Annotated in this window: 19 protein-coding genes; 11 read left to right on the top strand and 8 right to left on the bottom strand. The window is 64.9% G+C overall.

The features are described 5' to 3' along the window. Positions 1-18: 18 nt before the first annotated feature. The 5 genes from HNQ08_RS08335 to HNQ08_RS08315 are packed head-to-tail and all read right to left on the bottom strand — an operon-like array spanning position 19 to position 4,118. Positions 19-486, bottom strand: a complete 468-nt coding sequence (locus tag HNQ08_RS08335) for a hypothetical protein (protein ID WP_229790050.1) — start codon at positions 484-486, stop codon at positions 19-21. After that, the gene (locus HNQ08_RS08330) at positions 461-838 is read right to left on the bottom strand and encodes an ArsR/SmtB family transcription factor (protein WP_184129805.1); all 378 of its coding nucleotides are present in this window, start codon (positions 836-838) and stop codon (positions 461-463) included. The genes HNQ08_RS08335 and HNQ08_RS08330 overlap by 26 nt, the downstream gene beginning before the upstream one ends. Positions 839-873: 35 nt before the next feature. Further along, positions 874-1,617 carry a ZIP family metal transporter gene (locus HNQ08_RS08325; RefSeq protein ID WP_184129801.1) on the bottom strand — a complete coding sequence of 248 codons (744 nt, stop codon included), beginning with the start codon at positions 1,615-1,617 and terminating at the stop codon, positions 874-876. Further along, complete coding sequence (locus HNQ08_RS08320; RefSeq protein WP_184129798.1) at positions 1,614-1,862, bottom strand: glutaredoxin family protein; 249 nt, start codon at positions 1,860-1,862, stop codon at positions 1,614-1,616. The genes HNQ08_RS08325 and HNQ08_RS08320 overlap by 4 nt, the downstream gene beginning before the upstream one ends. Positions 1,863-1,865: 3 nt before the next feature. Next, positions 1,866-4,118 carry a heavy metal translocating P-type ATPase gene (locus HNQ08_RS08315; protein WP_229790051.1) on the bottom strand — a complete coding sequence of 751 codons (2,253 nt, stop codon included), beginning with the start codon at positions 4,116-4,118 and terminating at the stop codon, positions 1,866-1,868. Between the two features lie 113 nt (positions 4,119-4,231). Here HNQ08_RS08315 and HNQ08_RS08310 point away from each other — a divergent pair, with 113 nt between their 5' ends. The 7 genes from HNQ08_RS08310 to HNQ08_RS08280 all read left to right on the top strand — a co-directional run bounded on the left by HNQ08_RS08310 (position 4,232) and on the right by HNQ08_RS08280 (position 10,100). Further along, the gene (locus HNQ08_RS08310) at positions 4,232-4,939 is read left to right on the top strand and encodes a hypothetical protein (protein WP_184129795.1); all 708 of its coding nucleotides are present in this window, start codon (positions 4,232-4,234) and stop codon (positions 4,937-4,939) included. A gap of 66 nt (positions 4,940-5,005) precedes the next feature. Next, positions 5,006-5,533, top strand: a complete 528-nt coding sequence (locus HNQ08_RS08305; RefSeq protein WP_184129792.1) for a LeuD/DmdB family oxidoreductase small subunit — start codon at positions 5,006-5,008, stop codon at positions 5,531-5,533. A gap of 10 nt (positions 5,534-5,543) precedes the next feature. Then, entirely contained in the window at positions 5,544-5,900 is a 357-nt protein-coding gene (locus HNQ08_RS08300; protein WP_184129788.1) for a hypothetical protein, read from the top strand. A gap of 49 nt (positions 5,901-5,949) precedes the next feature. Then, entirely contained in the window at positions 5,950-6,123 is a 174-nt protein-coding gene (lysW, locus tag HNQ08_RS08295) for a lysine biosynthesis protein LysW (protein WP_184129784.1), read from the top strand. A gap of 76 nt (positions 6,124-6,199) precedes the next feature. Beyond that, positions 6,200-7,075, top strand: coding sequence for a lysine biosynthesis protein LysX (gene lysX / locus HNQ08_RS08290; RefSeq protein WP_184129781.1), 876 nt, complete (start codon positions 6,200-6,202; stop codon positions 7,073-7,075). 64 nt (positions 7,076-7,139) lie between these two features. Then, positions 7,140-8,960 (top strand): oligoendopeptidase F, encoded by a 1,821-nt coding sequence (gene pepF, locus HNQ08_RS08285; RefSeq protein ID WP_184129765.1) that lies wholly within the window; start codon positions 7,140-7,142, stop codon positions 8,958-8,960. Positions 8,961-9,251: 291 nt separating this feature from the next. Then, a complete protein-coding gene (locus HNQ08_RS08280; protein WP_184129762.1) occupies positions 9,252-10,100 on the top strand; it encodes a manganese catalase family protein in 849 nt (282 codons plus the stop codon). Between the two features lie 72 nt (positions 10,101-10,172). Here HNQ08_RS08280 and tpiA read toward each other — a convergent pair whose 3' ends face one another. The 3 genes from tpiA to gap form a co-directional block, all read right to left on the bottom strand. Next, the gene (gene tpiA, locus HNQ08_RS08275) at positions 10,173-10,907 is read right to left on the bottom strand and encodes a triose-phosphate isomerase (RefSeq protein WP_184129759.1); all 735 of its coding nucleotides are present in this window, start codon (positions 10,905-10,907) and stop codon (positions 10,173-10,175) included. Between the two features lie 68 nt (positions 10,908-10,975). Further along, positions 10,976-12,145 (bottom strand): phosphoglycerate kinase, encoded by a 1,170-nt coding sequence (locus tag HNQ08_RS08270; RefSeq protein ID WP_184129756.1) that lies wholly within the window; start codon positions 12,143-12,145, stop codon positions 10,976-10,978. 79 nt (positions 12,146-12,224) lie between these two features. Further along, the gene (gap, locus tag HNQ08_RS08265; RefSeq protein ID WP_184130389.1) at positions 12,225-13,220 is read right to left on the bottom strand and encodes a type I glyceraldehyde-3-phosphate dehydrogenase; all 996 of its coding nucleotides are present in this window, start codon (positions 13,218-13,220) and stop codon (positions 12,225-12,227) included. 301 nt (positions 13,221-13,521) lie between these two features. Between gap and HNQ08_RS08260 the strand changes: the two genes are divergently transcribed. The 4 genes from HNQ08_RS08260 to HNQ08_RS08245 are packed head-to-tail and all read left to right on the top strand — an operon-like array spanning position 13,522 to position 15,658. Continuing rightward, positions 13,522-13,926: a hypothetical protein gene (locus HNQ08_RS08260; RefSeq protein ID WP_184129753.1), complete on the top strand. Its 405-nt coding sequence runs from the start codon at positions 13,522-13,524 to the stop codon at positions 13,924-13,926. A 42-nt stretch (positions 13,927-13,968) separates the two neighbouring features. Beyond that, positions 13,969-14,412 (top strand): DUF1775 domain-containing protein, encoded by a 444-nt coding sequence (locus tag HNQ08_RS08255; RefSeq protein WP_184129750.1) that lies wholly within the window; start codon positions 13,969-13,971, stop codon positions 14,410-14,412. 53 nt (positions 14,413-14,465) lie between these two features. Continuing rightward, the gene (locus HNQ08_RS08250; protein WP_184129747.1) at positions 14,466-14,861 is read left to right on the top strand and encodes a copper resistance protein CopC; all 396 of its coding nucleotides are present in this window, start codon (positions 14,466-14,468) and stop codon (positions 14,859-14,861) included. Beyond that, on the top strand, positions 14,858-15,658 hold the full coding sequence (locus HNQ08_RS08245) for a CopD family protein (protein ID WP_229790052.1): 801 nt from the start codon (positions 14,858-14,860) through the stop codon (positions 15,656-15,658). The genes HNQ08_RS08250 and HNQ08_RS08245 overlap by 4 nt, the downstream gene beginning before the upstream one ends. Positions 15,659-15,720: the final 62 nt, after the last annotated feature.

The raw sequence follows: 15,720 nt of genomic DNA, 5'->3' as shown, positions 1-15,720 counted from the left end.
GGCTGGTCACGAAGGTAATTAGGGCCGTCCACTCAGGGTGATCAGCGTCGTGTCTCCTTCCTGGGTGGCCAGATACTGAATTTCTGGCGCGCCCGCACGTCCCAGAAAGGCCGAATAATTGCCCGTCCCGATCAGTTCATCGCTGAGCTGCCCGTACCCCCCAGCTTTGATGGCGGGCAGGAGCGCGCGTGGCTGCCAGCCCGGCACGCGGTACTGCTCCACCCGCGCGTCACCGGCGCGGACCTCCGCGCGGTAGCTGTCGCTCTGGGGGCATTCGGGCTGGAAGCCGGGCGGCAGGGGCGCCACGCCGTTCCAGACCGTGCCCGACTGTTCGATGCAGTACAGCGGTCCCCGCCCCCCGGCCTCGCGTGCCAGCCACACTCCTCCGATGGCCCCAAGCGCCGCCAGAATTGCCAGTACCGCGCCCAGCTGCGGCCAGCGCCTCTTGCTGCTGGCTGACCTATTCCCTGACGTGTTCAAGGGCATTCTCGATCAGCAGGGTGACGTGGTGGTCCAGCAGGCGGTAGTACGCCACGCGGCCCGCCTTGCGGAAGGTCACCACCCGTCCGGTCCGCAGCAGGCGCAGTTGATGACTCACCGCGCTCTCCGAGAGGCCCACCACCGCTGCCAGATCGCAGACGCACAGTTCGCGGGCCTTCAGGGCACTCAGAATCTTCAGCCGGGTGGGATCCCCCACCAGCTTCAGGAAGGCGCTGGCGGTCTCGACCTCCTGCCCGCCCGGCAGCTCGGTCCGTGCCTGCGCCACCGCGTCGGGATGGACGCAGTTCACCTCGCAGACGTCCGCCGGGGCCTCCTCCTGTTGAGAAACCGTTCTCATTTCTGCAGTGTAGCGCGACGGACCGAAGGGTCCGGTCATGAGCCCAACTCGATGAGGTACAGCGCGATGAAGCCCAGGAAAAAGGCGCTGGTGATCCACGGCGTTTCCTTGACCTCGTGAGCCTCCACCAGCAGTTCCTCGGTGACCAGAAACAGCAGCGCCGCCGCGCCGAAGGACAGCACGATTTCCAGCGGTAGCCCTGAGAGCCCCTGGAGCAGCGTGCCGCCCAGCGCGGCCCCCACGATCACCAGCAGGCTCAGGCCACCCACCGTCAGGATGCTGCGGCCCCTCGAGGCCCCACGCTGGCCCAGGCTGGCCGCCACCGACAGGCCCAGGAACAGCAGTTCCAGCGTCAGGGCAACCACCAGCAGCGTTCCCACCCGCTCGCCTGCCGCGAAGCCCACGCCGATCAGCAGGCCATCGATCAGAATATCGATGCCCACCGCCGCCAGCAGCCCGGTGGCCGCGCGTGGGGCCGCATCTGTGTCCTGCCCATTGTCGTCCTCCGGCTCCAGCCGTCCCACCAGCGCCCGTACCGACAGCATCACGCCCACGCCCAGTGCGAAACCGATTACCACGCCCAGCGGCTCGCGGCCCGCCGTGATCTGAGGCAGCAGTTCCCCGGCCACGGCTGCGAACACCACGCCCGCCGCGAAGTGCTGAACGAAACTGCGAACACGCGGCCCCGGAGGACGAAAACTCGCCACCACGCCGCCCAGAAAGGTGGCCACCACCGGAATCAGCGTCAGCAGCAGAATCTGGGTCAACGAGGTCGTCATTTTGCGGCCCCCAGCGCGGACAGTATGCCAGGCCGCTGATCATCGAAAAGGTCGTGAAAGACCTGATCTCCGATCACCGTCACGGGGGCAATCCGCACGTTCGCCTTCGCCTGCATTTCGGCCAGCGCCAAGGGATCTCCCCGCACGTTCTTTTCGGTGAAGGCGGCCCCCTGGCTGGTCAGCAGCCGCTTGACGGCCTCGCAATCGGCGCATTGGGGAACCGTGTAGACGGTAATGTCACGCATGTCTCAGGCTCCCGGGGTGGCCGGCAGGCGAGACGGCGCGGCGGTCTGCCCCGTCGTCTGGCCGCTCCATCCCAGCAGCCTCAGCGCGTTGGCCGTGACAATCGCCGTTGCCCCGGTGTCGGCCAGAATCGCCATCCACAGGTTGGTGTAGCCCAACAGCGTCGTGACCAGAAAGATGGCCTTGAGGCCCAGCGCAAAGGCGATATTCCATTTGATGTTGGTCATGGTGTCGCGCGACAGTTGGACCAGATCAGCCACGCCCTGCACCCGCTCGCGCAGCAGGGCTGCGTCCGCCGTTTCCAGCGCCACGTCGGTGCCGCCGCCCATCGCAATGCCCACGTCCGCCTGGGCCAGCGCCGGGGCGTCGTTGATGCCGTCCCCCACCATCGCCACCCCGCCCTGTCCCTTCAGTTCGGCAATCAGGCGCAGCTTGTCCTCGGGCAGCAGTTCCGACTGGACCTCCAGCCCCAGCCCGGACGCGATGGCACGGCCTGTGCGGGCGTTGTCGCCCGTCAACATCACGGCGTTCACGCCCATTGCTCTCAGGCGGGCAATGGCGTCTCTGGCGTCTGCGCGCGGCTCGTCCCGGATCGCCAGGACGCCCAGGACCTCACCTTCGCTGTGCAGCACCACCGCCGTCTTGCCCTGCTCCTCCAGTGCCGTCAGTCGGTCACGCAGGTCCGGCGTCACGCTCAGCGTGCTGGCGGCGTGCTGGGGCGAGCTGATGAAGAGGTCACGGCCTTCCACCCTGGCACGAACGCCCTTGCCGGCGAGAGCCCTGGCGTCCTGCGCGATGGGAGCGGTGACGTTCTGACGGATGGCCTCTTTCGTAATGGCCTGCGCCAGGGGATGGGAACTGCCTGCTTCGACGGCGGCGGCCAGTCTCAGCACTTCACGTTCTGTGACGCCCACACCCAGCACGTCGGTCACGCGTGGCTTGCCCGCCGTCAGCGTGCCGGTCTTGTCGAAGGCCACGGTCTTGACGGTGCCGATCGCCTCCAGTGCCGCGCCGCCCTTGATCAGCAGTCCGCGCCGCGTCCCCGCGCTGATGCCGCTGGTGATCGCCGCAGGCACGCTCAGGACCAGCGCGCAGGGGCAGCCGATCAGCAGCAATGTGATGCCCTTGTACAGCCACGGAGACCACGCTGAGCCAAAGACGAGCGGCGGAACGAGGGCCACCAGCGCCGACACCAGCACCACCCCTGGGGTGTAGTAGCGGCTGAACCGGTCTATGAAACGGGCGGTGGCCGCCTTGCTGCCCTCGGCCTCCTCTACCAGATGAATGATGCGGGCGATAGTGTTGTCGCTGGCCTCCCGGTCCACCTGGATGCTCAGCACGCCGTCGGTGTTGATGCTCCCCGCAAACACGGGATCGCCCACTGTTTTGCTGACTGGCATGCTCTCGCCCGTCACCGGGCTGTCGTCCAGGCTGGACGTGCCGCTCAGAATCGTGCCGTCCGCCGGAACCCGTCCGCCGGGGCGCACCTGCACGGTCTGTCCAACCTGCAGCGAATCGGCGGGCACTTCGCGCGTCCCGACCGCATCCACCAGCAGCGCCGTCTTGGGGGCCAACGCCGACAGCGCCTGAATTCCGGCCCGTGCCCGGCCTGCCGCCACGCCCTCCAGCAGTTCTCCGATGGCGAAGAAGAAGACCACCACCGCGCCCTCTGCCGCCTGCCCGATTAGCACCGCGCCGATGGCCGCCAGCGACACCAGCATGTTGATCGAGAACGGATCGCCCAGCCGCGCGCTGGCATACGCCTGTTTCGCCAGCGGCCAGACCCCCAGCGCGGTGGCCGCGATATACCCGTAAACAGATAGCCCAGGCTCAATGAAACCGAAGCCCCAGGCCAGGCCCAGAAGCACCCCTGAGAAGATCACCAGCCTGCCCTGCCTGCCCGCGTACCACGGCGTTCCGGCGGGCAGCACTTCATGGACGTGTCCGGCGTGGTCATGCCCCTCATGGTCCTGTGCCGAGGAATGTTGCGCGGCAGGGGGGGTCCCGCTCTGGGGCGCCTCCTGCAAGGATGGCGTGTAGCCCAGCGCCCTCAGGTTCTTCTCCAGCTCCGCGCGGGAAGTCTGCGTCTCGTCCAGCTCCAGCTTGAGGGTCTGCCTGGCGAAACTGGTTCTGACCTCCGCCGTCCCTGGCAGTCGCCCCACCATTTGCTCGACCTTCTGCACACAACTCGCGCAGTCCATACCGTCCACGAAATACTGCAGAGGCGCGGCACCGGGAGAAGGAGAGGAGGAGTCCATGAACGTCAGTATATATGAATGAGCGCTCAGATGTTTCGGGCGGGCTGGGACAAGTGCTGGGAAATTGCTGTCGCCTGCGGCTTTTGGCCGACAGATCAAGTAGCCTCTGAGCCATGCCCGCCGCCCATTACCTCCGTTCGATCTGCGTGATTCCCGTGGCTCCGGGCGCAGACCTGCACGATCAGGCGCTGTGGGAGCGGGTGTTCAGTGGCTGGCGCTTCATGCCCCTGCGCAATGCCGACGGCTCGCTGACCGAGCAGGCCCAGTCGGTCACCGATCTGGTGATCACCCATGACCGCGCCGAGGTCCAGGCGGGGGCGCTGGTGCTGGTGTCGTGGCCGCAGGCGGGCCAGAGTCTCCCCGGTCTGGTGAATACCCTCGACGCGGGCCGGTTTGTGGTGGTGCGCGTGTTCGGGGTGCATCTGACCGAGGTGCAGGACCGCACCGAGCGCCTGACCGAACAGCTGCTGAAGGAAAAAGCCTTTGCCTTTTCTGCCGGAACCCGCGTGACCCTGGGACTGAGTGTGGACGGCGTGCGAACGGACCTGACCAGCGGACGCATCCACAGGTCGAGGGGCGGAGCCTGGAGCGGCTTCTACCAGAAAAACAAGTACGCCCTGATCGTGATGCTCGGGGTGTTCGTGCTGGCTCTCTCGGCGGTGCTGCTGCTCACCCCGGACCGGTCCTATACCCCGCTGGCCAAGGTCTATGACCTGGCAGGCCGGGTGCTGTCGGCGGTGCTGTTCAACATTGTCCTGCTGGGATCGCAGTTCCTCTTCTACCTGCGTCACCGCGACGTGATCGAATGGGAAAAGCCGTAGGCCCTTCCCCCGGACGGATAGACCTCTGGCCTTGCAGCCCCCGCCACAGGCGCGATACTTCCGGCCATGCCCCGCGTCTGGAAATTTGGCGACAGTGTGAACACCGACGACATCCTGCCCGGCAAGTTTGCCCCGTTCATGGCCGGGGAGGACGTGTTCCAGACTTTCGCCTTTCACTACACCCGCCCGGAATTTGCAGCGCAGGTGCGTCCTGGCGATGTGCTGATCGGGGGGCGGAACTGGGGCCTAGGCAGCAGCCGCGAGTACGCTCCACAGGCCCTCAAGAAGCTGCAGATCGGGGCCATCGTCGCCCCCAGCTTCGCGCGCATCCATTACCGTAACCTGCTGAATCTGGGTATTCCCGCCTTTGAGGCCGATCTGATCGACATTCTAGAAGACGGGGAAGAGGTCACGCTTGAGATCGATACTGGGACGCTGACCTACCCGCGCGGTACCGTCCAACTGCCGCCCCCGCCCGAGTTCCTGCGTGAGGCCCTGGCCGAGGGCAGCATCCTGGCGTTTTTCAAGAAGCACGGACGCTTTCCGGGTGAACGGGGTGAGGGCGAAAAGCCCACGGCGGAGCAGAACCCGTAAACTGCAAGTTATGGCTATGCTGGAAATTGAATGCCCCGTCTGTGCTGAGGTCCTAGAACTGAGCGACGAGGACCGCACCGAGTTGCAACCCGGTGACGTGATCGTGTGTGACTCGTGCAATGCGGAAATGGAAATCACCCGCAATGGTGGCGGCGAGGACTTTGAACTCGAACTGCTGGGTATTCTGACCACCTGCCCGAACTGCAATGAGGAATTCGAGGTGACCGAGGATGTCCTCGCCGCCGCCCCTACCGTGCAGGCCGCCGATGGCAGCGAGGTCAGTCTCGTGAGCTGCCCCCACTGTCAGGCCAGCATTGAACTGGAGTTTGAGGACGAGGCCGACGCTCCCTTCTTGTCTAGTCAATAACATTTGATAGATTTCTGATCATTTAGCCTATCAAACGCAAGGAGAGTATATGACTACCATTCAATTTGAAAATCCAGATACCGGTGCGTCCATTGAGTTGACGAACCCCGAACTCGGCGAACTGGTCATTGACGACGAAACTGGCGTGGAGTACGAGGTGGTGTCGGTGGATCCACCTCGCCTGGAAGCTGCCCCGCAGGAAGCGGAGGACTGGGGAGAGTAAGTTCCGTTCAGCGTGCGGCGGCCAGGGCAAAATTCGCGCTGGCCGCCGCACGCTGCGGACTTTTCCCGTTTCAACTATGGCCGAACTCGCTGTTCTGTATGACCGCATTCGCCCAGACGAGAAAATGCTGTTCGAGGCATTGGACGCCCTGGGTACGCCCTACGACAAGGTGTACGTCCCCCACCTGAAATTGACCTTTGACGGGGCAGGCGCGCAGGCCGTGCCGTGGAAGGTGGCCATCGAACGCTGCGTCAGCCAAACGCGTGGGCACGCGGTCACGCGCGCCTTGGAAGGGTTTGGTGTGCAGGTAATCAATCCCGGTCACGTCATCGAACTGTGCGGCGACAAGCTGGCGACAAATGCCTGCCTGTACGCTGCGGGTTTGCCCACGCCGCGCACAGGAGTCAGCTTCGACGGTGACGCCGCGCTGGAACAGATCGAGGCTCTAGGCTACCCGCTGGTGCTCAAGCCCACCGTCGGTTCGTGGGGGCGCATGGTCAGCAAGCTCAACGACCGCGACGCCGCCGAGGCTGTGATCGAGCACAAGGAAGTCCTGGGCGGGCCGCAGCACGGCATCTTCTACGTGCAGGAACTGGTGAACAAGCCCGAACGCGACATCCGGGCCTTCGTGGTTGGCGGCGAATGTATCGGCGCGATCTACCGCACATCAGCGCACTGGATCACCAACACGGCACGCGGCGCGACGGCCAGCAAGTGCGAGGTCACGCCCGAACTCGCCGATCTGGCGGTGCGCGCCGCCGCCGCCGTGGATGGCCGGATCGTCGCCATCGATCTGGTCGAAGATCCCGAGCGCGGTCTGCTGGTCATTGAGATCAACCACACCATGGAATTCAAGAACAGCGTGGCCACCACGGGCGTGGACATCCCGCGCCGGATGGGGGAGTACGCCATTGGTCTGCTGAGAGAGGTGTCCCACGGTCAGGCCAGCTAGCGGCGCGGGGCCAGAAATCCGCGCCATGCTGACTTTTTCATGCAGGATGCTCTAGCCTCGGGCCATGACTGCAGCACAATCCAGCGAAAAGCCCAGCCGCCTTCCCGCCCGCGCCGAGGTGCCCCGGGAGCAGACCTGGGACATCGAGGCGCTGTACGCCACCCCCCAGGCCTGGGAGGCCGAGGCCGAGGCGTTGCCAGGGGCCATCGACGCGCTGGCGGCGCACGCTGGCGGGCTTAACAGTCCCGAAGCCCTGCTGACCTACCTGAGCGCGGCCGACGACGTGGAACTGCGGCTGACCCGTTTCTTCTCCTATGCCAGTATGAGTGCCAGTGTGGACGGTCACGATGCGGTGGCCGCCGCCCGCCGGGACCGGGCCAGCAGCGTTGCCGCCCGTTACGGCAGCGTGTCCGCCTTCTTCCGCCCTGAACTGCTGGCGCTGGACGAAACCACGGTCTCGCAGTGGCTGGATCGCCCCGATTTTGCCGATCAGCGGGTCCGCCTGGACCGCATCCTCCGCAACCGCCCGCACGTCCGCAGCGCCGAGGTGGAGGAACTGCTGGGCGCGGTGGCCTCACCCTTCGCCTCCGAGCGCAGCATTCACCCGGCGCTGGCGAATATGGACCTGCGATTCGGTACGGCGGGGGGCGTCAAGGTCACGCAGGGCAACGTGGACAGTCTGATCAGTGGACCGAACCGCGAGGTCCGCCGCGAGGCCTGGGAAAACTACGCTGACGCCCATCTGGCTGCCCGCCACTCGCAGGCCGCCATGTACGCCACCAACGTCCGCCAGAGCGTGTTTCTGGCTCGCGCCCGTAATTACCCCGATGCCATCACCGCTTCGCTCGCGCCGGACCGTATTCCAGTTGAAGTCGTGACCACCCTGCTCGACACCTACCGCGCCAACACTCCCATCTGGCACCGCTACTGGCGCGTCCGCCGTGACTGGCTGGGCCTGCAGGAGCTGCGCGAGTACGACGTGAAAGCCTCGCTGGTGCCGCCCCGCAAGGTGGAATACGCGCAGGCGGTGGACTGGATTGCAGCCGGCATGGCCCCGCTGGGCGAGGACTATGTGAAGGACCTGCGCTTCGGCCTGACGGAAGACCGCTGGACCGACTACGCCGAGAACGACGGCAAGCGCCAGGGCGCGTATAGCAACGGCGGCGGGCGGGTCAAGCCGTACATCTTCATGACCTGGAACGGTACGCTGGGCAGCTACAGCACGCTGGCTCACGAAATCGGCCACTCGATGCACTCGCTGTTGTCCATGCGGGAGCATCCCTACTCGGTACCGCGCTACACGCTGTTCCACGCTGAGGTCGCCAGCAATTTCAATCAGGCCATGGTCCGCCGTCACCTGCTCACAGAGGCCCGCGCCGCCGGGGATACCCAGCTGGAAGTCGCGATCATTGAGGAGGCGCTGGGCAACTTCCACCGCTACTTCTTCATCATGCCTACACTGGCCGCTTTCGAGCTGGAGTGCTACCGCCGGATTGAGGCTGGGGGGACCCTCAGTGCCCCAGACCTGATCGAACTGACGGCCGATCTGCTTCACCAGGGGTATGGCGACGGCGTGACCATGGACCGCGAGCGCAGCGGCATCCTGTGGGCGCAGTTCTCCACGCACCTGTACGCCAACTTCTACGCCTACCAGTACGCCACGGGCATCAGCGCGGCGCATCAGCTCCTGGAACAGTTTAGCGAGGACGAAGCGGCGGCCCGCGAGACCTACCTGCGCTTCCTGAAGTCTGGCGGCAGTCTCGATCCCATCGATGCGCTCCGGGAGGCCGGCGTGGATATGCTCTCGCCCGATCCCGTGCAGGCGACGTTCCGCACCCTGGAGCAGTATGTCGGTCGCCTGGAAGAGTTGCTGGGCAAGGTCTAAATCTGGTCAGCATCCTGTTGGCGGTCCGTTAGAGAAAGCCACAGGAACGGGGAGGACGGTCCAGACATCCAGGACTGGTTGGTCTCCCTTCTCTCATGGCCGCTGGCAACGGTGACAATGACGACGCAGGCCCACGCTTCCCTATAGGCCCGCTAAAGTCCCACTGAACCTCTGGTGAAGGTCAGCTCCGGACGCACTGAACCTTCCGCTCACCCCCAGGACACGACCGGCCCGTGTAATGAGCGACGTCTGCGCCTACCGGATGGCGCGGCTTTTCCTGGGAGGGCAACCATGTTCTATTACGACAACAAGCTGCAGTATCAGGTCCGCGTCGATACCCCCGATCCTCGTTTCGCCCGTCTATTGCAACAGGCCATCGGCGGCGTCGAGGGCGAGATGCGGGTGTGCCTGCAATACCTGTTTCAGGCCTTCGGAGCGCGTGGCCCGGCCAAGTACCGCAACATGCTGATGTCCACCGGCACCGAGGAGATCGGTCACATCGAGATGCTGGCCACCGCCGTGGCCCTGAACCTGGAAGGGTCGTCAAGCCGCGTCAAGGACGAATTTGCCGCGAACAATCCCGTGGTGGAAGCTCTGATGGGCGGCATGGACCCGCGCCAGTACCTCTCTGCAGGCATGGCCGCGCTGGCCTCGGACGCCAACGGAGTGCCGTTCAATGGCTCGCATGTCTACGCCAGTGGCAACCTGGCCGCCGATATGTACGCCAACGTGACCGCCGAGGCCACCGGACGCGCCCTGGCCTGCCGTCTGTTTGAAGCCACCGATGATCCCGGCATGAAAGACATGCTGCGCTTCCTGATCGCCCGCGACACCATGCACCAGCAACAGTGGCTGGCGGTCATCGAGGAACTCGGCGGTCACAAGGGCACGCTGCCCATTCCCAACTCCTTCCCGGTGGAGGAAGAACTGCGTGACGTGAGCTACGACTACTTCTTCACGGGCGTGGAGGGTGTCGAGGTGCCGTCGGGCCGCTGGACCCAGGGCCAGTCGCTCGACGGCATGGGCGAGTTCCGTCTGAACGCAGTCAAGCCAATGGGCCAGGAGCCGAAGCTGGCCCCGCCGATGCCACAGGCGTATGCCGAAAAGCAGCAGATGGAAGGAACCTCCGGCGACGACTGAAGCACATCCCTTCAGAGCAAAAAAAGGGAGAGGGACGATTTACCGTCTCTCTCCCTTCTTCCTTGCGGACAGTTACTTCAAGGCGTCGTTCATCCCGATCACGTCCGGTACCTTGAGGCTCGCTCCGCCCACCAGCGCGCCGTTGACGTTCGGCTTGGCGCAGATGGACGCGATGTTGTCCGGCTTGACGCTGCCACCGTACAGGATGCGAATCCCCTCTGCGTCTGAGCCGTAGCGCTCGGTCAGCGCGTCGCGAATGGCAGCGGCCAGTTCCTCGGCGTCGTCGGCTGTGGCTGTTTTGCCCGTGCCGATGGCCCACACCGGCTCGTAGGCGATCACCACGTCCGGCCCCACGCCCGTCAGGCTACCTTGCAACTGTCCCAGCGTGTAGGCCACCTGTTCACCCTTCTCGCGTACCTCGAGGCCCTCGCCCACGCAGACAATCGGGGTCAGACCGTTGGCCTGCGCCTGCCTGGCTTTGGCGGCCACGTCCGAATCGGATTCGTGGTGGTACTCGCGGCGCTCACTGTGGCCCACGACGGCGTATTTCGCACCCACGTCCACGAGCATGGCCGCGCTGATCTCGCCGGTGTACGCGCCGGACTCGTGGGCCGAGACGTCCTGCGCGCCGAGAGCGACGCCGGGAGGCAGGTGCGCCGCCAGCGACGGCAACGTGATGGAGGGGGCCATAACTGCCAGTTCGGCCTCGCCCAGCTCCAATTTCTCACGTAATTCCTCGGCCCACCCCCTCGCCTGGGCGGGGGTCTTGTTCATCTTCCAGTTCAGTGCCAGTAGGTTCTGTGGCATGGGGTCTCCTTGGGAATGGATGTGCGGGAAAGAGGGGGTGAAACCGTCAGACCGCTCCTGCGCGGGCCTTACGCCATCGCCTCCACACCGGGCAGCGCCTGACCTTCCAGCAGTTCCAGGCTCGCGCCGCCACCGGTACTGATGTGAGACACCCGGTCAGCCTGTCCGCTCTTGTTGATGGCACTCACGCTGTCGCCGCCGCCGATGACGGTGTAGGCGTCACCCAGGTTACCCACGGCGGTGGCAATCGCGTTGGTCCCGCCCGCGAAGGCCTCGAACTCGAAAACGCCCAGCGGGCCATTCCAGAACACGGTCTTTGCGCCCTGGAGCGCCTCGGTGTAGGCCCTGACGGTCTCTGGCCCGGCGTCCAACCCCTGCCAGCCATCAGGAATCTGGTCGCTGGGCACGACCTTGGTGTTCGCGTCCGCGCTGAAAGCGTCGGCGGCGATCACGTCGCTGGGCAACATCAGCTTGTCGCCGAATTCGGACAGCAGGCGCTTTGCGAGGTCGAGCTGATCGTCCTCGTGGATGCTGTCCCCGATCTGACCGCCGCGCGACTTGATGAAGGTGTAGGCCATACCGCCGCCGATCAGCATGCGGTCCACCTTCGGCAGCAGATTCTCGATCACCTTGATCTTGTCGCTGACCTTGGCCCCGCCAATGATGACTACGTAGGGACGCGCCGGATCGTGCAGCAACCGGCCCAGCGCGTCCACCTCGCGTTGAAGCAGCAGACCCGCCGCGTGCGGCAACTCTGCCGCCACGCCGCTGACCGACGAATGTGCCCGGTGGGCGCTGCCAAAGGCGTCCAGTACGAAGGCGTCTCCCAGCCGCGCCAGTCTGGCGTTCAGGGACCAATCGTTCTTTTCCTCTCCTGCCTCGAAACGCACGTTTTCCAGCAGGGCCACGCTCCCGGCCTTCAGGTTCCGCACCGCCACCAGGGTTTCGTCGCTGGACGGCAGGCTTTCGATGAAGGTCACGTCCTGGCCCAGCGCCCGCGACAGCACATCCGCCACGGGTTGCAGGCTGTATTTGGCCTCCGGCCCGCTCTTGGGGCGTCCGAAGTGGCTCATCAGCACCACTGAAGCTGCGCCCATCTCCAGCAGCCTCCTGATGGTGGGCAGACTGGCAGTCACGCGGGTGTCGTCCTGCACTACGCCGTCCTTGATCGGCACGTTGTAATCCACACGGACCAGCACACGCTTGCCATTAACGTCCAGTTGATCGAGCGTTTGCATGTTGACTCCTTGAACCTTTGCGGCTTGAACAAAAAAGATGGCAGAAGGCCCTGAGCCCTCCACCATCTTCCGTCAATGTTTAGACGCCTTTTTCCTGGACCAGTTCCACCAGATCGGCGATGCGGTTGCTGTAACCCCACTCGTTGTCATACCACGAGAAGAATTTGACCAGATTGCCCATCGCCATGGTCAGGCCGCCGTCGATGATCGCGCTGTGCGGATCGCCCACGATGTCCTGCAGGACAATCGGATCTTCGGTGTAGCTGATGATGCCCTTGTGGCTGCCCTCGGCGGCCTTGCGGAACACGTCGTTGACCTCATCCACGGTCACGTCGCGACCCAGGATGACCACCACGTCGCTGATGCTGCCCACGGGCGTGGGGACGCGCAACGAGGTGCCGTCGAATTTGCCCTTCAGCTTAGGGTACACCTGCGAGACGGCCTTCGCCGCGCCGGTGCTGGTGGGGATGATGTTGATCGCGGCGGCGCGCGCCCGGCGCAGGTCGCTGTGCGGCAGGTCCAGAATGCGCTGATCGTTGGTGTAACTGTGGACCGTGGTCATGATGGCTTTCTCGATGCCAAACGCCTCGTCCAGCAGTTTCATCGGCGCACCCAGGCTGTTGGTGGTGCAACTCGCGTTGCTGATGATGTTGTGGTTCTTGGGATCGTAATCCTGCTCGTTGACGCCCAACACGATGGAGAAGTCCTCGTTCTTGGCTGGGGCGGTGATCAGCACTTTCTTCGCGCCGCCGGCCAGGTGCTTGCTCGCACCCTCACGGTTGGTGAAAATCCCGGTGGACTCGATCACGATGTCCGCACCCATCTCGCCCCACTTGATGTTGGCAGGATCGCGTTCGGCCAGCGTGTGGATCCTGTTGCCGTTGACGGTCATGCTGTCTTCGTCGTAGTCCACAGTGCCGTTGAAGCGTCCGGCGGTGCTGTCGTACTTGAGCAACGTCGCCAGGGTTTTGTTGTCGGTCAGATCGTTGATCGCCACCACATCCACGCCCCGGTCCATCAGGATGCGGAATACCAGACGCCCGATGCGGCCAAATCCGTTAATGCCCACTTTCATCTTGCCCGTCCCGTTTGTAGTCATGCTTCCTCCAGTCGTGAGGGCCGCCTCCCACTGCGGGCGGCGACTGACCTCTCATGGCCCAGTCTAACGGCTGCTCACCTCCTGGGCTTGGTGTCGTCTCTACACCAAAGCGTCACACTGCCAACGTGAGAAGAGAAAGGGTGTCCACGCGGACCCCGAATGTATTCCCTCCTTTTGGCCCAGAACGGTGGGTTTCACCCATGCTGGTGACCTGGAAGGAGACCTCAGGAGTCGGGACAGCTGCGGCGGTGCGTGGGCGTACACTTGGCTGGACTTGATGCTCCAGCGTGCCACCGATTCTTCTCTCAGACGTCTGCTGGCGCTTCTGACGGTGGTGGCCGCTTTCGCTTTTCAGATGCGTGCGGGCGGCATGGCGACCTTGCCGTCGCCGCAGCCACCCCGCACAGCACAGATGGCTGGGCACGCCATGACCCAGGCGCCCACTGTGCCTGCTGCCGTGCCGGGAGTACCGGTCCAGGGAAGCCACAGGGAAAGCGAAAGCCACAATCACGGCGCGCACTGCCCGTTCTGCGTGACCGGGGCTTTCGCGCTGGAGGCGGGTGTGCTGCCGCTGCCCAACGGGCCGCCTGTTCTGTCTCCACAGGTTCTGCTTTCCACCCCAGGCCCTCGGCCTGCCGCGCTCCGCCATGCCGACGCCCGCGCGCCACCCTTTCTGCTCTGAAAAGCCCACGACTTCCCCCTTTTTCAGAGGAGATTTTCAGCCATGTCTAAACTCTTAGCGCTGTCCGCTGCGCTGCTGCTGTCCTTCGCCGCTGCCCACGCCACGGTGAAGACCGAAATGGGCCAGTCCGAATCCGGAGCTGGCAAATCCGAGACCTACCGCCTGCAGGTGCCTGTCGAGAAGGACATCGCCACCACCCAGGTTCGCCTGGTGGTTCCCGCGGGCGTGGGCGTCAGCCGCTTTCAGGTCACGCCTGGCTTTGCCCGCACCGTCACCAGAAACGCCGACGGGCTGGTGACCGAGGTGGTCTGGACGGGCAACATCGCCCCGATGGAATACGCCCGCTTCTTCTTCCACGCAAAGAACCCGGAAGCGGCGGGTGAACTGGTCTGGAAGGTTTACCAGACCTACGCCGACGGCAGTGTGGTGGCCTGGGACGACACCCAGCCCGACACGGCGCCTGCCAGTCACACCACCGTCAAATAACCGTCTACTGGGGGAGGCAACTGGCCTCTCCCCTGAAAGATCACGGAGACCCTATGCGCGCACTCTTGCTGTTGCTGGCGCTGGCCCTCGGCACCGCCAGCGCCCATACCACCGTCCTGTCCATCACGCCCACAGCCGATGCCAGTGTGGCCGCCCCGAAAGAGGTGGTCTTCAAATTCAGCGAACCCATTGAGCTGCGTTTCAGTACCTTCCGCGTGATGGCTCTGGGCGCGGAGATGAAGCCTGAAGATGGGGCCAAAGCGGCCTTGACCCTCAAGCCCGACGCCCCCGAACTCGTGAGCCGACCGATCACTGCCCGGACTCTGGCCGCGCAGCTTCGCATTCCGCTCAGGCCCGGTCTGAACGCCGGAACCTACGTGGTGGCCTGGAAACTTCTGTCCGAGGACGGCCATCCGGTCACGGGGCACAGCGTCTTCACCGTGAAGTGATCGCCGACCTGCTGCCCAGGCTGCTGCTGTACCTGGGCGCGGTGCTGTTGGTGGGCGGCGTCGCGGCCCGTCGCCTGCTGACGCCAGCCCACCCGCGCCTCGCGTGGCTGGGTGCAGGACTGGCGCTCCTCGTTGCGGGCGGCGGTCTGGGGGTGTCCACCACCCTGGCCGATCTGGGCTTCACCGCTCCCACCGACATTCTGGATTACCTGACGGGCACGGCGGCTGGCCGTTCCGTGTTGGTTTTGTGGATAGGCAGTCTCGTCCTGCTGGCCGCCGAGCTTGCGGCGTTGACGTGGCTTGCGGCGCTGGGGGCTTGCGGCGTGCTGCTGTGGGGACTGGCTGGCATTGGCCACGGAGCCTCACACGGGCAGGGTGTGCACGTCCTGCACACCCTGCACGCCGGGGCGATGTGCCTGTGGCTGGGTGGCGTGTCCGCGCTCCTGACCTCACGTGGGGCCTCCGCCGCCCTGGCCCGCAGATTCACTCCCTATGCCCTGGGATCGGTTCTGATCCTGGGCGTGAGTGGAGTGTGGATGTCAGTGGAGCATGCGGGCAACCTGCTCCAGCTCCCCGAATCGGCATATGGACGGTCCCTGCTCCTCAAGCTCGCACTGGTGATTCTGGCGCTCCTGGCCGCCACCGTCGTTCGCTCTGCTTTCGCACGCGGCCAGGGGGTGCGCCCTCGTCTGGCCGCCGAGGCGCTTACCCTGCTGGCCGTGCTGGGCGTGACTGCCTCGCTATCGGGGCAGGCTCCGCCCACCCACGAGTCCGGAAGCCAGCATTCGGCACACTAACGCGGGTCAGCGCAGGGGGCGTGGCGCCAGAGGGTAGTCCACGCCTCCTTTTTTTGTTGCTG

It is taken from the genome of Deinococcus humi, assembly GCF_014201875.1.
Taxonomy (GTDB): Bacteria; Deinococcota; Deinococci; order Deinococcales; family Deinococcaceae; genus Deinococcus; species Deinococcus humi.
This window is presented reverse-complemented; position numbering and strand designations above follow the sequence as displayed.

Bases quoted from the DNA above. Each gene is read 5' to 3' on its own strand.
- HNQ08_RS08335 (WP_229790050.1), bottom strand. From the start codon at position 486: ATGCCCTTGAACACGTCAGGGAATAGGTCAGCCAGCAGCAAGAGGCGC.
- HNQ08_RS08330 (WP_184129805.1), bottom strand. From the start codon at position 838: ATGAGAACGGTTTCTCAACAGGAGGAGGCCCCGGCGGACGTCTGCGAG.
- HNQ08_RS08325 (WP_184129801.1), bottom strand. From the start codon at position 1,617: ATGACGACCTCGTTGACCCAGATTCTGCTGCTGACGCTGATTCCGGTG.
- HNQ08_RS08320 (WP_184129798.1), bottom strand. From the start codon at position 1,862: ATGCGTGACATTACCGTCTACACGGTTCCCCAATGCGCCGATTGCGAG.
- HNQ08_RS08315 (WP_229790051.1), bottom strand. From the start codon at position 4,118: ATGGACTCCTCCTCTCCTTCTCCCGGTGCCGCGCCTCTGCAGTATTTC.
- HNQ08_RS08310 (WP_184129795.1), top strand. From the start codon at position 4,232: ATGCCCGCCGCCCATTACCTCCGTTCGATCTGCGTGATTCCCGTGGCT.
- HNQ08_RS08305 (WP_184129792.1), top strand. From the start codon at position 5,006: ATGCCCCGCGTCTGGAAATTTGGCGACAGTGTGAACACCGACGACATC.
- HNQ08_RS08300 (WP_184129788.1), top strand. From the start codon at position 5,544: ATGGCTATGCTGGAAATTGAATGCCCCGTCTGTGCTGAGGTCCTAGAA.
- lysW (WP_184129784.1), top strand. From the start codon at position 5,950: ATGACTACCATTCAATTTGAAAATCCAGATACCGGTGCGTCCATTGAG.
- lysX (WP_184129781.1), top strand. From the start codon at position 6,200: ATGGCCGAACTCGCTGTTCTGTATGACCGCATTCGCCCAGACGAGAAA.
- pepF (WP_184129765.1), top strand. From the start codon at position 7,140: ATGACTGCAGCACAATCCAGCGAAAAGCCCAGCCGCCTTCCCGCCCGC.
- HNQ08_RS08280 (WP_184129762.1), top strand. From the start codon at position 9,252: ATGTTCTATTACGACAACAAGCTGCAGTATCAGGTCCGCGTCGATACC.
- tpiA (WP_184129759.1), bottom strand. From the start codon at position 10,907: ATGCCACAGAACCTACTGGCACTGAACTGGAAGATGAACAAGACCCCC.
- HNQ08_RS08270 (WP_184129756.1), bottom strand. From the start codon at position 12,145: ATGCAAACGCTCGATCAACTGGACGTTAATGGCAAGCGTGTGCTGGTC.
- gap (WP_184130389.1), bottom strand. From the start codon at position 13,220: ATGAAAGTGGGCATTAACGGATTTGGCCGCATCGGGCGTCTGGTATTC.
- HNQ08_RS08260 (WP_184129753.1), top strand. From the start codon at position 13,522: ATGCTCCAGCGTGCCACCGATTCTTCTCTCAGACGTCTGCTGGCGCTT.
- HNQ08_RS08255 (WP_184129750.1), top strand. From the start codon at position 13,969: ATGTCTAAACTCTTAGCGCTGTCCGCTGCGCTGCTGCTGTCCTTCGCC.
- HNQ08_RS08250 (WP_184129747.1), top strand. From the start codon at position 14,466: ATGCGCGCACTCTTGCTGTTGCTGGCGCTGGCCCTCGGCACCGCCAGC.